This is a genomic window from Algoriella sp. (genome assembly GCF_036647415.1).
Classification (GTDB): domain Bacteria; phylum Bacteroidota; class Bacteroidia; order Flavobacteriales; family Weeksellaceae; genus Empedobacter.
Map to the genome: position 1 here is coordinate 23938 of NZ_JAVXKG010000016.1, position 15051 is coordinate 38988.

General features: G+C 30.3%; 15 protein-coding genes. 5 read left to right on the plus strand and 10 right to left on the minus strand.

Annotated features, from left to right (window positions below):
* Window positions 1-91 precede the first annotated feature (91 nt).
* A complete protein-coding gene (locus RSC72_RS08350; protein ID WP_332546065.1) occupies window positions 92-1033 on the plus strand; it encodes a 3',5'-cyclic-nucleotide phosphodiesterase in 942 nt (313 codons plus the stop codon).
* A 150-nt stretch (window positions 1034-1183) separates the two neighbouring features.
* Window positions 1184-1618: a hypothetical protein gene (locus RSC72_RS08355; protein ID WP_332546063.1), complete on the plus strand. Its 435-nt coding sequence runs from the start codon at window positions 1184-1186 to the stop codon at window positions 1616-1618.
* 168 nt (window positions 1619-1786) lie between these two features.
* Here the strand turns inward: RSC72_RS08355 and RSC72_RS08360 are convergent, their stop codons facing one another.
* The 7 genes from RSC72_RS08360 to RSC72_RS08390 all read right to left on the minus strand — a co-directional run bounded on the left by RSC72_RS08360 (window position 1787) and on the right by RSC72_RS08390 (window position 7919).
* Complete coding sequence (locus RSC72_RS08360; RefSeq protein WP_332546062.1) at window positions 1787-2239, minus strand: hypothetical protein; 453 nt, start codon at window positions 2237-2239, stop codon at window positions 1787-1789.
* A gap of 184 nt (window positions 2240-2423) precedes the next feature.
* Window positions 2424-3236, minus strand: coding sequence for a purine-nucleoside phosphorylase (locus tag RSC72_RS08365; protein WP_332546060.1), 813 nt, complete (start codon window positions 3234-3236; stop codon window positions 2424-2426).
* Entirely contained in the window at window positions 3220-4260 is a 1041-nt protein-coding gene (gene lpxK, locus RSC72_RS08370) for a tetraacyldisaccharide 4'-kinase (protein ID WP_332546058.1), read from the minus strand. The genes RSC72_RS08365 and lpxK overlap by 17 nt, the downstream gene beginning before the upstream one ends.
* 119 nt (window positions 4261-4379) lie before the next feature.
* Entirely contained in the window at window positions 4380-4997 is a 618-nt protein-coding gene (locus RSC72_RS08375) for a DUF4230 domain-containing protein (protein ID WP_332546056.1), read from the minus strand.
* Window positions 4990-5541, minus strand: a complete 552-nt coding sequence (locus tag RSC72_RS08380) for a TlpA family protein disulfide reductase (protein ID WP_332546055.1) — start codon at window positions 5539-5541, stop codon at window positions 4990-4992. Before RSC72_RS08380 ends, RSC72_RS08375 begins: the two co-directional genes overlap by 8 nt.
* Window positions 5542-5624: 83 nt before the next feature.
* Window positions 5625-6779, minus strand: a complete 1155-nt coding sequence (locus RSC72_RS08385; protein ID WP_332546053.1) for a M14 family zinc carboxypeptidase — start codon at window positions 6777-6779, stop codon at window positions 5625-5627.
* 15 nt (window positions 6780-6794) lie between these two features.
* On the minus strand, window positions 6795-7919 hold the full coding sequence (locus RSC72_RS08390) for a GTP cyclohydrolase (protein ID WP_332546051.1): 1125 nt from the start codon (window positions 7917-7919) through the stop codon (window positions 6795-6797).
* Window positions 7920-8114: 195 nt separating this feature from the next.
* Here RSC72_RS08390 and RSC72_RS08395 point away from each other — a divergent pair, with 195 nt between their 5' ends.
* The 3 genes from RSC72_RS08395 (at window position 8115) to RSC72_RS08405 (ending at window position 11317) form a co-directional block, all read left to right on the plus strand.
* Window positions 8115-8807 (plus strand): zinc metallopeptidase, encoded by a 693-nt coding sequence (locus tag RSC72_RS08395; protein ID WP_332546050.1) that lies wholly within the window; start codon window positions 8115-8117, stop codon window positions 8805-8807.
* A 179-nt stretch (window positions 8808-8986) separates the two neighbouring features.
* Window positions 8987-10597 carry a Na+/H+ antiporter gene (locus RSC72_RS08400; RefSeq protein WP_332566061.1) on the plus strand — a complete coding sequence of 537 codons (1611 nt, stop codon included), beginning with the start codon at window positions 8987-8989 and terminating at the stop codon, window positions 10595-10597.
* A 72-nt stretch (window positions 10598-10669) separates the two neighbouring features.
* On the plus strand, window positions 10670-11317 hold the full coding sequence (locus tag RSC72_RS08405; protein WP_332566060.1) for an NADPH-dependent F420 reductase: 648 nt from the start codon (window positions 10670-10672) through the stop codon (window positions 11315-11317).
* A gap of 51 nt (window positions 11318-11368) precedes the next feature.
* Here the strand turns inward: RSC72_RS08405 and RSC72_RS08410 are convergent, their stop codons facing one another.
* The 3 genes from RSC72_RS08410 to RSC72_RS08420 all read right to left on the minus strand — a co-directional run bounded on the left by RSC72_RS08410 (window position 11369) and on the right by RSC72_RS08420 (window position 14949).
* Entirely contained in the window at window positions 11369-13144 is a 1776-nt protein-coding gene (locus tag RSC72_RS08410) for an AMP-dependent synthetase/ligase (RefSeq protein WP_332566059.1), read from the minus strand.
* Window positions 13145-13264: 120 nt separating this feature from the next.
* The gene (locus tag RSC72_RS08415; RefSeq protein WP_332546996.1) at window positions 13265-13501 is read right to left on the minus strand and encodes a hypothetical protein; all 237 of its coding nucleotides are present in this window, start codon (window positions 13499-13501) and stop codon (window positions 13265-13267) included.
* 2 nt (window positions 13502-13503) lie between these two features.
* Window positions 13504-14949 (minus strand): MATE family efflux transporter, encoded by a 1446-nt coding sequence (locus RSC72_RS08420; protein ID WP_332546997.1) that lies wholly within the window; start codon window positions 14947-14949, stop codon window positions 13504-13506.
* Window positions 14950-15051 lie beyond the last annotated feature (102 nt).

Sequence of the window (15051 nt, forward strand, 5' to 3'; positions counted from 1 at the left end):
AGAAGCGTGAAAATAGTAAAGTTTTCATAAACAGAACGAATAATTAAGTATTTAAATTGAGTTCTTGTAAATTTGTCAAAAATTAATAGTGATGAAAAAAATATTCTTAAATATTTGCCTTACAATTCCATTTCTTTCATTCGGTCAAAATCTACAAGTTGTTCCACTTGGCGTTTATGGCGGAAGCAATGAAAGTAACTTATCCGCTTATTTGATTGGAGAAGAAAACACAACTGATTATTTAGCTTTGGACGGAGGTACAATTTATAGCGGAATAGAAAAAGCAATAGAAAAAGGTACTTTTGATGTGGAAAACGCTAAGGTTTTGAAAGATTATATCAAAGGATATTTTATTTCGCATGGACATTTGGATCATCTTTCTGGAATGATTATTAATTCTCCTGAAGATTCTAAAAAACCTATTTATGGTATTACAGAGATGATTAATGTTTTGAAAAATAAATATTTCACGAACGATGCTTGGGCGAATTTCGGAAATGAAGGAGAAGCTCCAGTTCTGAATAAATATAGTTATAAATATGCCGAAATTGGAAAACAATTTCCAATTGAAAATACAAATCTGAAAGGAACAATTTACGAATTAAGTCACGTAAATCCGATGAAAAGTGCAGCAATTTTAATTGAAAATAATGAAAATGCAGCTATATATTTTGGAGATACTGGTGCTGATCGAATTGAAAAAACAACAAAACTTACTACAATTTGGAAAGCTGTTGCTCCTAAAATTAAAACAGGAAAACTAAAAACATTATTACTGGAAGTTTCTTTTCCTAATTCGCAACCCGAAAATCTATTATTTGGACATTTAACGCCAAATTTAATGAACGAAGAAATGGCTAAATTAGCAAAAGAAGTTGGTGTAAAACAATTTAAAAACCTAACAATTATTGTAACGCATATAAAACCGAAAGGTGATTATGAGCAAAAAATACAAGAAGAATTACTAAAAAATAATCCATATAAAATAAATTATATTTTTCCGAAACAAGGTGAACGCATTATTCTAAAATAATATATTTTTATATATTTATCAATTAAAGCCTAGATAATTTTTGGATATTTATTTTTATCGGTCATATTTTACAATTTTGATAAAAAACATGTGTTGTTGTTTTTCTATTTGATTTTGCTCTTCTAAATTTGAAGTAAACCATGTAGAAAAATGACTGCCCAAATAGGAGAAATTTTATTAATAGATAACCAACAATACCTTATTGCCGAACAACCTTTGCACAATTATTTTAAATTGTTAAAACATCCGCCTTACTTCACTCCTCCTTCGCCGACTTGTTGGCGCGGCTATTATGGAAAGTGGGAATTGAGAAATGATGAGCTTTATTTAATCAATTTCAGAGGATATTTAGATAATTTTGATGAAGTCGATTTAGATTATTTATTTCCTCAAAAAGAAGAAATATTTGCGAATTGGTATTCTGGAATTATTAAAATTTCGCAAGGAAAATTGATAAAATTTGATCAACTAACGCATACATCAATTTATGAAGAAGACGTGATGTTGTGCTTTGAAAATGGAAAACTAATCGATTATATCGTTCATAGTAATTGTATAAATACTGAACGAGAAGTTGAGATTTAACCAATCATCACTTCAAAACTTGTCGGTGAATTCGTCTTGTTATTTGACCTTATTATTCTGTCGAATTCACCGATTTTTAGAAAATAAATAATAATATTTTTTTTTATTCTTTAGACTTTATATTTATCATTATAATCTTCTAGCTCTGACGCTGAATATTTTATTTTCTCAAAATTTTGACCAAACTATTTTGTAATTATTAAACTCAGTTTCAAAATTTCTTCTAATTTCTTTAAGACTTTCATTGTCAATATTTTGTTCACTAATCTCTATTCCAATTATATGATCACTCAAGCACCAACTCTTAACTTTCAGTACTTCATTTGGTTTATCAGAAACTAAATAAATTATTGTGCCAAATTCAGTTCCGTAACTCATAAGTCCTACTTTATTTAATGCTTTTTGAATTCTTATTTTTATGTGTCTTTCAAGAGGTAATTTTATTTTTTCTACTTCTATTTTTTCAATTTTTTGAACTGTAAATTTTGTGTTTTTTGTAGCGTATTCTACACTTTCTTCAATTTTTTTTGACCAACTATAATTTCTATCATAAGTCATAAACTTATAAAACCCAAAAAGGGTAATTAAAGTTATTAAAATGATAATTAATATTTTTTTCATTTGTTTTTTTTATAATCTAATTTTATTAATAACATAAAACATTATTATCCACAATAATAAATTTCAATCTCGTTAAGTACAACCCAATATAACAAATTTTATTTTATTTTATTTTATTAAAACAAACAGCGTCCGATACAATATATCGGACGCTGTTTATATTTTATAATCTAAAAATTATTTTTTAGCAATTCTCAATTACGCTTTTTACAACGCGAATTACGTTTGGCATTGCATTGTTAGCTGCATTCAAGACATCTTCGTGCGAAACATCAAAAGAAATTTCTGGTCCACCTAAATCTGTAATAATAGATAAACAGAAAACTCGCATATCCATGTGACGTGCCACAATAACCTCAGGAACTGTACTCATACCAACACAATCTCCACCGATGAAACGAACTAATCCGTACTCTGATGGCGTTTCGAAAGTTGGTCCTTGTAAACCTACATAAACACCTTGATGAACCAAAATATCATTTGCTTTTGCAAATTCTACCGCTTCATTCAACATTTCTTTGTCATACGCTTTTGACATATCTACAAAACGAGGTCCTAATTCGTCAATGTTTTTTCCACGTAAAGGATGCTCTGGCATCATGTTAATATGATCTCTCACCAAACAAATATCACCTACACTAAAGCTCGGATTTACACCCCCTGAAGCATTAGAAAGAACAACTTTTTTGATTCCTAAACCGTTAAAAACACGCATCGGGAAAGTTACTTCGTCCATAGAATAACCTTCGTAATAGTGAAAACGACCAGCCATCATCAATACTTTTTTTCCTAAAATAGTACCGTAAACTAAATGTCCTTTGTGACCTTCTACAGTAACTTGCGGAAAATTTGGAATGTCTTTATAATTGATTACAACTTTATTTTCTACCTCATCTTCTAATTTTCCTAATCCAGATCCCAAAACAATTACAAATTCTGGTTGCTCTGGCAACAAATTATTGATGTACTTTACAGCTTCATTAATTCTGTTTAACATACTCTAAAATAGTTTGATTAAATTTTTCTTTATCGTTAATTTCGATACTAATCGGAATGTAGTATAAATCGTCTTTTATCATCGATTCTTCCATCAAACGCATATAATCTTTCTCTGTTGTTAAGATTATTTTATCCATGCGTTTTCTACCATCCGTATCCTCGTATCGTTTGTAAATATACTCAATTTCTGATTGACTAAAATTATGATGGTCTGGATATTCTAAATGCAAAACATTTGCAAAATTTTCTTCTGCAAACTTTACCAATCCATCTGTTTTAGCAATTCCTGTTACTAAAATTACATTATAATTTTTCCAAGTTGATTTTTCTATATTATCTAAACCACCAATAATTTTATTATCATAAATAATCTTCGAAAAAAACAATTGTTGATGTGATTTTAGTTTTATTTTAGATGAAATTTCTTTCAATTTATCTTCTGAAATTCTATCTGGACATTTTGTTACAATCACAATATCTGCACGTTTCATTCCACTTCTACTCTCGCGTAAATCTCCTGCAGGAAGTAAAAAATCTTTGTAATACGGATTGTTGTAATCTGTCAATAATATATTAAATCCTGCTTTTATTGCACGATGTTGATATGCATCATCCAACAAAATTGCTTCTGCATTATAATGTTCTATCAATTTTTGCGCACCAAAAACACGGTCTTCGCAAACAGCAATAATAATTCGGTTTTTGAAGCGTTGAAAAAACTGCATTGGTTCGTCCCCAATATCATACACTTTTGTAGAATAATTGGCGATATGAAATCCTTTGGTTTTTCTGCCATAACCTCTACTCAATGTACTTAGCTGTTTTTCGTCTTTCAGTAAATTGGCTAAATACATGATGTGTGGCGACTTTCCTGTTCCGCCAACAGAAAGATTCCCAACATTGATTATCGGAATATTAAATGATTTTGAAGGCATCATTCCGATAGTGTACATGATATTTCGAACCGAAGTTCCTATCCAATATAAACTCGAAAATGGGAGTAAAAGTTTACGCAAATTCATTTTTTGTTTTAATATTTAGCGAAAATACTATTTTCAATTTTATTGAAAAAATTGAAATATTCAAATTTTAGTATAGATGAAAAAACCTATTCCGTAGAACAGGTTTTTTTAAACTTTATTTAATTGTATAATTTATTCAGTTCGTTTGCGTAACCAGTTTTATCTTCTATTGTCCAGCCATACGTTTTTGCTAAAAAATATAAATCGCCGAGATTCTGAATTAATTGCTGATGCGCTTCTTGTTTTAATTTTGTTTGATTGATGGTTTTCTCTACATGCTCTATTGCACGTTTCTTAATTCCATTCAAATCATCTTTATCAAATTTATTGAAAACACTTTGATCCATGTCATAAAAACTAACATCTGGATACACTTTTATTTCTACTGGAGGAATCGATTTGATGATAATTTTTTTGTTCACCGAATCCAATTCAACATCCATTTTTTTCAAATCATACGTTGCTTGTGCCTTTGCATTTACCAATAATGTTACCTTTTTATCGGCAGAATAAATATTCTCAAAACCTGGTAAAGATTTTTTCGAAGTATGATTGTAAACGTCTGAATATGCTTGTTCTGCAACAATCATTTTATTCATTCGTTCTATTTGATAAGCAATTACGTGCGATTGTTCGCTGGTATTTTCTGTTTTGAATTGTTTCATTACAAAATAAGTCAACAAACCACCAAACAAAAAAGCAACTACAACAAGTATTATTTTTTTTAGATTAGTCATTAGAATAATTTGGAGTCAATGGTGTCCCATTCACAATTTGTGCCAAATCTTCTTCCAAATAGCCCGAAACTGGCGATTCTACAATTCTTCCAACTTCATTTTTTTGATTATCATACACAATAATTGTTGGTACGTGTGTAATTTCTTTGTTTATTTCTTCTCCGTAAAAACTTTTCTTTTCACGATTTACAGCATAAACTTTCAGTCTATTTTGAGGAAATTTTATATCGTCCAAAATTTTGTACAAACGTGGCAATTCACGTTGACTATCCGAACACCAAGTTCCAACAAAAACCTCTAAACGGTAGTTGCGTAAACCTTTCAGACTTTTCAATTTGCTTTTTTCTACTTCATACGAATCAAATTCTGGTTGATACCAACCAACATAATCCTTTTTCTGTAAAGCAGAACGTTCAAATTCTCCAGTCAAAATTCGTTCTCCATTTTCATATTTTATCGAACGATTTAAGACTTTTTGCTGCTCACAACTCATTATTGTAAAAGTTAAAATAGCTGCAAAAGCAACTGCAAATATTTTTTTCATGCTATTTTTAGTATTGATTTTAGTAGGGTTTTTGTTATTTTGTTAAAATTCGTCATTTCAATTTATACTACAAAGTATTTTAATTAAATTATTTGACCATTTTCAACTTTTATTATTCCGACCTCAAAAGTTGCTAACTGATTTAGTAACGGATAATTTTTCTTAACTCCTTTATAAATCTGTTTTTCTGCGTCAATTTCCAAATGTCCAATAAATTTTCTTAAATCTCCTATTTCTATAATCTTCGCAATTTGTTCTACCAGATTTAATTCTTCATTATATTCATCTTCAAAATAAATTCCTAAATCTATAATAGAAGAATTTTCTCCATTTTGAACAGAAACATTGTGTAAAATAATATCTAAATATTTTTGACCATTTTGTGGTATTGATAAATATTCATCAAACGGAAAATCAGTTTTTGTAGCAATTGAATAAATTCCAGCAATAATGGCTAATGCATTGTATTTTCTTGTTTCATTTCGTTGATAATCATTTGGGAAATGCCCCGCTTCAAACAACACACAAGGATAACCCATTTTGGTGAAATTATCTCCGGTTGACATCGGATAAAACTCTGATGTATAGCGACCTACATAACCTGGAATTACTTTTTGTAATTCTGTATTCATCGCTTGGATAATTCCCATTGTTTTTTGACGAACTTCGTTCACATCTTCTTCAACATTATAAGAAGGTGCTAAAAACGACAAAGTCGCTGGTTTAGAAGTTTGTCCGACATTAAAAATTGTACGTTGATCGTGTAAATTAAACAACGTTTGGTAATTTCCTTTTTCAATTTGATTCAATAATACATGAATTTCCGTCGATTCTTTTGCTAAAAAATCTCGGTTAATATCAATACCAATCGCATTTCTACGTGTATTGACATTTGAACCATCTGGATTTAACATCGGAATAAAATCAATTGTCAAATTGCTTAAAATAGTTTGAGCTAATTCAGAATTTTGTTCAAAAAAATTAATCACATCAAACATCGCACGCGTCCCAGAAGATTCGTTTCCATGCATTTGCGACCAAATTAATAATCGTTTTTCTCCAGTTCCGAAACTTAATTTATAAATTTCATTTCCTAAAAAAGACGTTCCAATTTGTTCTTTTTGAGTTGATTTTAAATTAAAATAACGATTTAATTCGTTAAAATTTAACCATTTAGAATCAAAACCTTCTTGTCTGAAAGTTGTGTAATCTTTATCTAATTGATGAATATCAAACATTATCAATAAATTATATTAAGAAATTAACTTCTTAAATGTTTTGCGTGCTTTGTGATTCACAGGTGAATATGCTTTCCATAAAACCTGAATACTTTCGTTATCGGCTAATTCTGGATTAGTTTCTAAAAAATCGATATTATTTCGGTGAAATGTGTCAAACATTGCACTAAAAATAAGTGCTGTAACACCTTTTCCTTGAAATTTTGGATCTATTCCGATTAAATAAAACTGAGCAGAATCGTTCTTTTTACTTGCTTGTAACATGTGCCACCAACCAAAAGGAAACATTTTGCCTTTTGCTTTTTGCATTGCTTTAGAATACGATGGCATTATTATAGCAAAAGCTATCATTTTATTATTTTCGTCGACAATACAGTTTACAAAATCAGGATTGATATATGGAATATATTTCTTTTTATAATATTCTATCTGATAATCTGCGATTGGCACATAAGTATCTAAATTGCTGTATGTCTTGTCTAACAAATCAAACATTTCGTCAACGTAAGGAATTATTTCTGCCGTTTTGGTAAATTTTAATTCTCTTAATTTGTAACGTTCGCGAATAATCTTGTTGAATTTTACGACTTTTTCTGGTAAAGTTTTTGGAGCAGGTAATTCATATTCTACCCATTCGTTCGCTTTTTCGAAACCTAAAGTTTCTAAATGCTGTGGATAATATGGAAAATTATATAAACCGACCATTGTTGCTAATTTTTCAAACCCAAAAGTTAGCATTCCTGCTTTTTCAAGATTAGAAAAACCAACAGGACCTTCAATATATTCTAACTTATTTTCTTTTCCTATTTCTTCTACTTTAGCCAAAAGTGCCTTTGTTACCTCGATATCATCAATCATATCAAACCATCCAAAACGCATTTTTTTCTTCTCTTGACCATTTACTTCTTGCCAATTGATAATTGCTGCTATACGACCAACAATTTTTCCATCTTTTTCAGCTAAAAAATAACGTGCTTCAGCATCTTTAAAAACGGGATTTTTAGAAACATCTAATGTTTCTTTCTCCTCATTAATAAAGGGTGGAACATAATATTGATTATCCTTATACAAGTTCATCGGAAACTTAATGAATGTTTCCAAATCTTGTTTTGATTCTACTTCTTTTATACGAATACTCATAGTTTGCAAATGTAGTAAGTTTTGAAATTTTCTGTATAAAAATGTCAGGATTAATATTTTTTTTTGATGATAAAAAACAGAACTCTGACATTCGCTCATCAAATTATGTATTTTTGTCTTAAAGAGTATTGTGGAATACTTTTTGAAATTCAATTAATAACTTAATAAATAATAAATTTAAAACTTATATATAAAATGACAGGATATTACATAATTATTGGTCTATTCATGCTAATTAGTTGGTTTGTTGGTAACAAACTAAAAAGTAAATTTAGGCATTATTCGAAAGTTTTTTTAGCCAACGGAATGAGTGGACGAGAAATTGCTGAGAAAATGCTTGCTGATAATGGTATAAATGATGTTCGTGTAATTTCTACTCCAGGACAATTAACGGATCATTACAATCCTGCCGATAAAACAGTTAATCTATCTGATGTTGTTTATAACGAAAGAAATGCAGCTGCGGCAGCTGTTGCGGCTCATGAAGTAGGACACGCAGTACAACATGCAGTGGGTTATAATATGTTACAATTTCGATCAAAAATGGTTCCGATGGTTAATTTAGCTTCGCGATTAAATCAATGGATTTTGATGTTAGGTTTGATTGTAATGGCGTCGTCTAAAAATGCAACTTTATTGTGGATTGGGATTTTCTTATTTGCTGTAACTACGGCATTTGCTTTTATCACTTTACCAGTAGAATATGATGCATCGAACAGAGCTTTGGCTTGGTTAAAAGGAAGTAACATGGTTTTACCAAATGAGTATGATGGTGCAAAAGACTCTTTAAAATGGGCTGCACGTACTTATGTTGTTGCTGCAATTGGTTCTTTAGCTCAGTTATTATACTTTGTGATGATGGCAATGGGTGGAAGAAAAAGTGAATAAATTGGATTCTAATTTTAAAATATACAACCTTGTTTAATTCATTTTAAACAAGGTTTTTTTATCTATGATAAATACTACTTATGATCAAAATATGTTAGAGCATATATTTGTTAATTAAATCTTAAAATAATATTATAAATAATTTGTATTTTTGTTAACTTATTCAAATAAAGTTAAAAATGCACCACAATCTACTACTCATCCTTGGTTTGCTATTTGCTGTTTTATTATTAGTAATGTTAGCCAAGTACATTAAAGTTGCTTATCCTATTTTTTTGGTAATAGCAGGTTTAGGAATAAATTTTATACCTGGAACACCAGTTTTACACCTCGATCCGGATTTAATCTTCTTAATATTTTTACCACCACTACTTTACGAAGCTGCTTGGTATACATCTTGGAATGATTTCTGGAAATGGAAACGACCTATTGCCTTATTTGCATTTGGTTTAGTCTTCTTCACCTCTACAGTAATTGCTTACACATCATCTGCATTAATTCCTGGTTTTACACTAGCGCTTGGATTTTTATTGGGTGGTATTGTTTCTCCACCAGACGCAGTTGCCGCAGCAACAGTAATGAAAGGTTTGGGCGTACCAAAAAGATTTATGACAATTTTAGAAGGAGAAAGTTTAGTAAATGATGCCTCTTCATTAATTGTTTTCAAATTTGCTTTGGCCGCCATATTAACAGGTACATTCTCTATGCAAGAAGCTACTGGACAATTCTTTTTAGTTGCAGGAATGGGAGTTGTAATTGGTATTGCAGGAGCACATATTATTTATTTTATTCACCGATTTTTACCAACCACTCCAGCTATTGATGCAACATTGACTGTAATGACACCTTATTTACTTTTTCTAGCTGCAGAACAATTTCATTTTTCAGGAGTTATGGCCGTTGTAAGTGGTGGATTATTCATTTCTTATCGCTCGCATGAAATTTTCAAAACAGGTAGTACCCGTCTTAATATGTTAGGAGTTTGGACAACTTTAATATTTGTAATGAATGCGTTAGTATTTATTTTGATTGGATTAGAGTTACCAGAAATAATTGCAGGATTAGGTAAATACTCGATAGAAGAAGCAATAAAATACGGATTAATTATTAGTTTTATTACAATAATTTTACGATTTATTTGGGTGTATATTTCTACTCATATATCTCGTTGGTTAAGTCCGAAAGCAAGAAAAGAACCTGCACCAGGATGGAAAGGTTTATTAATCCTAAGTTGGTCTGGTATGCGAGGAGTTGTATCATTAGCAACAGCATTATCTATTCCAATGATGATGACTGATAACACAACAGCTTTTCCACAAAGAAATTTAATTATTTTTATAACATTTGTTGTTATTTTTATCACTCTTGTTGTTCAAGGATTATCATTACCATATTTACTTAAAATAATTAAGATAAAAGAAGTAGACCATATAATTCCTTCGGATAGACAACAGTTGGATATACAATTAAGATTAGACAATTTAGCTCTTTCTATTATAAACGATAAATACGAGAATAAAATAAACGAGAATCATCTTGTCAAATTATTCAAAGCAAACATAGAAAATACGGTTGAAAACTCTGTAGAAGGTTTAAATTCTTTGAAAGCAAAAGAAGCAAAACACAACAATGTTCTAGAGTTTCATCAAATCCTATTAGATATTTATGGCTTGCAAAGAAAAGAGTTGTTTAAATTTCGAAAAGAAAACAGTTTTAGTGATGAAGAAATTAGAAAATCTGAATTACAGCTTGATCTTAATGAATTAAAAATCACAAGTAGAGAAGATTAATCTAATCATAGTTTCTTAAATTTCTAAAAAGAAAAACGGTAACTTTATGATATAATCTTAAAATTACTACTCATGTCAAACGAAAAAAAAGTTGCCATAATTGGCGTAGGTAACATTGGTACCGCAATTGCTACAAATACAGTAAAAGGAAATCGTCCTGTGATACTTGCAAGTAGAAAACTTGAAGATGCAGAAGCTCTTTCTAATAAATTAGGAGATTTAGCTACAGCCGCAGAAATTCCTGATGCAATAAACCAAGCAGATATTGTTGTTGTCGCAGTTTGGTTTAATTCAATTCAAGAAGTATTCACAACGTATGAAAAGGAATTGGAGGGTAAAATAATTATTGATCCATCAAATGCTATAGCGGTTGATGATAAAGGAAATGTGACAAAAACAATTCCTGATAATGAATCTGCTGGACAAATAAATGCACAAAACTTGCCTAAAAATGCAACTTTAGTAAAAGCTATGGGTAGTTTATCAGCACATAGTTTAGCTACGGCATCATTTCAACAACCAAATGAAGCTGTTCTTTTTTATGCGACAGATAATACTGATATTGATACTGATGTAGAAAAATTTATCCATGACAATGGTTATGAAGCTTTACGAGTTGGGAAATTAGATCAATCAAGAAGAATTGAAGTTTTAGGAGATTTGAATGAATTTTCAATCAAAAAAACGGTTGATTTAGATGAAGCAAAAACTAAAATTTAAGACATAATTTCATTAAAAAACCTCGCAATTGCGAGGTTTTTTAATCAAATATTATTTTATGTCGTATAATTTATTGAATAAATCAATATATTTCGCCATCACATTTTTACGTTTCAATTTTAATGTTGGAGTTAACAAACCATCATCTATTGTCCATTCTTCGGGCGTTAATTCAAACTTTTTTATTTGCTCCCAATGTCCAAGACCTTGATTCATTTTTTCAATTTCTCTCCCTATAATATCTAAAATAGCAGGTTCTTTTATTAAATCTGCATTTGAAGCAGGCTCTGAAATTCCTTTTATTTTAATATAATCTTTCAATACTTGAAAGTTTGGCTGAATGATAGCGCAAGGCATTTTTTGACCTTCTCCAACTACCATTATTTGTTCTATAAAACGAGATTGTTTAAACTTATTTTCAATCACTTGAGGTGCAATATATTTACCTCCAGATGTTTTAAAAATTTCTTTTTTGCGATCAGTTATTTTCAATAATCCGTTTTGTAAAACACCAATATCACCCGTTTTGAAATATCCATCTGGCGTAAAAGCCTCTGCAGTTTTCTCTGGATCTTTATAATATCCTGATGTTACATTTGGACCTTTAACCAAAATTTCACCATCTTCTGCAATTTTAACATCAATTCCTTTTAATGGTGCACCAACAGTTCCAATTCCGAAACCACTTTTACTCATCGAGTTTACAGAAATAACGGGAGAAGTTTCTGTTAATCCATAACCTTCTAAAATTGGAATTCCTGCTCCCCAAAAAATATGATTAAGTCTTCCTGCAAGGGGTGCAGAACCAGAAACCATACACACAAGATTTCCTCCTACTCCTTCTTTCCATTTACTGAATACTAATTTTGATGCAATGGCATGTTTCAAAGAGAATAATCCTCCTTTCTGATTATATGGATCATAATCTTCTACAAGACTAAGTGCCCACATAAAAATTTTAGTTTTCATACCTCCAGCTGAAGCTCCAGTATTGTATATTTTATCGTAAACTTTTTCTACTAAACGAGGTACAACCGTCATTACATGTGGTTTTACTTCCTTCATATTATCACCGAGTTTTTCAATACTTTCTGCATACCAAATTCCTATATTAAGATATTGATACAGATAAATTAGCATACGTTCGAAAACGTGATTGATTGGTAAAAAACTTAGTGCAATTGGTTGATGAGGAAATTCTGGAATACGATCGACAGACATCAAAACATCCGAAACAATATTTTCATGCGTTAAGATTACACCTTTAGGACGACCCGTTGTACCAGAAGTGTAAATAAGCGTCACCATGTCACTTGGTTTAATAATATCTTTTATATTATCTAGTTCGTGTTGTGTGGAGTTATCTGCTCCTAAATCTAAAATTTCTTTATAGTTTGGAACACCTGGAATTTCATCGAAACTATAAATTCCAACTAAAGTAGAAACCTTATCCTTTACCTTTGCAATTGTATCATACAATCCTTTATCAGATACAATGATAAATTTACTTTCCGCATCGTTTAGGATATATTCAAAATCTTCTTCGGATAACGTTGGATAAAGTGGAACACTAATAGCTCCTACTTGCTGTATACCAATGTCACAAACATTCCATTCTGTACGATTTGATGAAGTAACTATTGCTATTTTATCTTGTGGTTTTATTCCTAATTTTAATAATCCTCGACTAAATGCATTAGCCATACCCACGTATTCTTGTGTTGAAGTTTTAACCCAAGTACCGTTTACTTTAGACACCAATGCATCTTCTCGAGGATTAGTTTGTAATTGATTTTGAGGAAAATCAAATAAACGTTTTATTATCATGGTTTTAAATAATTTAGTTGTTGCAAAATATAAAAAATAAATTTATAATGCAAGCATAAAAAATTATTTTAGTGTAAATATTACACCGATAAAAAACCATTTATTTTATTAAATCAAGAACTATTCTTCTTCTCCTAATTCTCCCATTTCTTGATCATAGAAATCTAAAGCATCTTCTATTAGATTTGCTATTTCTGTGTTAAACTCTTCGTTATCTTCTTCTTCAGAAATATCTTCAAACCACTCAATATCATCAGTTTCTACATCTAATAAAAAACGAGGATATTCTGTGTGTAAAATAAAGATTTTGTTTGGCATTGTTGAATTGTCTGCCAATAAAAATTTTGGTAATTCCATTTTTATATGTTTTTTAATTTATCTTCTAAAATTATATCAGATTGAGGATTTTCTCTAATAAGTTTCTTTGTTTGTTGATTGTATCTAATCAATAAAAATATTGCCGAAGCTGTTAATCCTATTCCTAAACCAATCCACATTCCAAATGCACGCATTTCGAATACCAAAGCCAAAGTAACACCAATTGGAATAGCAATCAACCAATAAGAAATAAAGGTTAAAATAGACGGAATTTTAACATCCGTCATTCCTCTTAATGCACCTAGTAATACCAACTGTATACCATCGGACATCTGAAAAAACGAAGCAATGATTAGCAATTGTGCCGAAAGATTTATTACATCTTGATTGTCTAAATATATTGTTGGTAATTGATATCTAAATGCAATGAATAAAATTCCACACAATATCATAAAAGCAGTTACCATCATAATACATGACCAACCAGCTTCTCGTAATGTTTTATAATCTCTTAAACCTAATTGATTTCCAATTCTTACAGTTGCTGCAACTCCTATTCCAGTACACATCATAAACGTTGTAGAGGCTAAGTTAATTGCAATTTGATGCGCAGCTAAATTTACTTTTGCTAATTCTTGATCTGCGATAGAATTTGTAAATGTATAACCACAAACAAAGGCTGCTAAAGAAAAAGCACTCATTTCGAAGAAAGACGTTAAAGCTGTCGGAATTCCAATACTTGTTATTTTTTTGAAAATTATTTTCTGAAAATTCTTAAACTGAACCTTTTCTAAAACCGATCTAGTTTTCTTAAAATTCCATAGTACAATCACCAAGAAAATCATCATCACCATACGAGCAACAAAAGTTCCCCAAGCTGCACCAGCAACTTCTAAACGAGGAAATCCCCAATTTCCATAAATCCATCCATAATTCAACGTAATATTAACAACATTACTTAAAACCGTAGCAATTGTAACTGGAATTGTTAACGACAATCCCTCTGATAATTGGCGAAATGATTGAAAAATCATTAAAGGAATCATAGAAAAAGTCATAATTGTAAGATAAGGAATACATTTTTCTACAACATCTGCTGGTTGTCCCATATAAAACATCAATGGTTTCAGGAACGTAATCAATAGAAATAAACATATAGATAACGTTACATTTAACACCAAACTGTGCGAAAAATAAGTTGCTGCCATTTTCTTATTCCCTTTAGAGTCTTCTGCGGCAATCAAAGGTGAAAGGGCGAAACTAAAACCAAAAGCAAAAACTAATATTGCAAAAAACAACGAATTTCCCAAAGAAGCCGCTGCTAAAGAAGTTTTACCAAGTACTTCGTCCTGTATATTATCATATTTTCCACCTAAGCCACCAACCATAATATTATCTATAATGTTAACAGAAATCTGCCCCATTTGGGTAATCATTACGGGTAATGCTAATACTATATTTCGTCTTAAATGCTCTCTTATTTCCAATTCAAAAAATTTTATAATGCAAAAATACATCAAATGTTTTGCATCATCATTTAGAAAATGTAAAGGAATTTTTATTTCCTAAAATTCTATTTTATTTTTATC

What these genes read in the sequence shown, in the direction of transcription:
- RSC72_RS08350 (WP_332546065.1), top strand. Translation starts at nt 92, where the DNA reads ATGAAAAAAATATTCTTAAATATTTGCCTTACAATTCCATTTCTTTCA.
- RSC72_RS08355 (WP_332546063.1), top strand. Translation starts at nt 1,184, where the DNA reads ATGACTGCCCAAATAGGAGAAATTTTATTAATAGATAACCAACAATAC.
- RSC72_RS08360 (WP_332546062.1), bottom strand. Translation starts at nt 2,239, where the DNA reads ATGAAAAAAATATTAATTATCATTTTAATAACTTTAATTACCCTTTTT.
- RSC72_RS08365 (WP_332546060.1), bottom strand. Translation starts at nt 3,236, where the DNA reads ATGTTAAACAGAATTAATGAAGCTGTAAAGTACATCAATAATTTGTTG.
- lpxK (WP_332546058.1), bottom strand. Translation starts at nt 4,260, where the DNA reads ATGAATTTGCGTAAACTTTTACTCCCATTTTCGAGTTTATATTGGATA.
- RSC72_RS08375 (WP_332546056.1), bottom strand. Translation starts at nt 4,997, where the DNA reads ATGACTAATCTAAAAAAAATAATACTTGTTGTAGTTGCTTTTTTGTTT.
- RSC72_RS08380 (WP_332546055.1), bottom strand. Translation starts at nt 5,541, where the DNA reads ATGAAAAAAATATTTGCAGTTGCTTTTGCAGCTATTTTAACTTTTACA.
- RSC72_RS08385 (WP_332546053.1), bottom strand. Translation starts at nt 6,779, where the DNA reads ATGTTTGATATTCATCAATTAGATAAAGATTACACAACTTTCAGACAA.
- RSC72_RS08390 (WP_332546051.1), bottom strand. Translation starts at nt 7,919, where the DNA reads ATGAGTATTCGTATAAAAGAAGTAGAATCAAAACAAGATTTGGAAACA.
- RSC72_RS08395 (WP_332546050.1), top strand. Translation starts at nt 8,115, where the DNA reads ATGACAGGATATTACATAATTATTGGTCTATTCATGCTAATTAGTTGG.
- RSC72_RS08400 (WP_332566061.1), top strand. Translation starts at nt 8,987, where the DNA reads ATGCACCACAATCTACTACTCATCCTTGGTTTGCTATTTGCTGTTTTA.
- RSC72_RS08405 (WP_332566060.1), top strand. Translation starts at nt 10,670, where the DNA reads ATGTCAAACGAAAAAAAAGTTGCCATAATTGGCGTAGGTAACATTGGT.
- RSC72_RS08410 (WP_332566059.1), bottom strand. Translation starts at nt 13,144, where the DNA reads ATGATAATAAAACGTTTATTTGATTTTCCTCAAAATCAATTACAAACT.
- RSC72_RS08415 (WP_332546996.1), bottom strand. Translation starts at nt 13,501, where the DNA reads ATGGAATTACCAAAATTTTTATTGGCAGACAATTCAACAATGCCAAAC.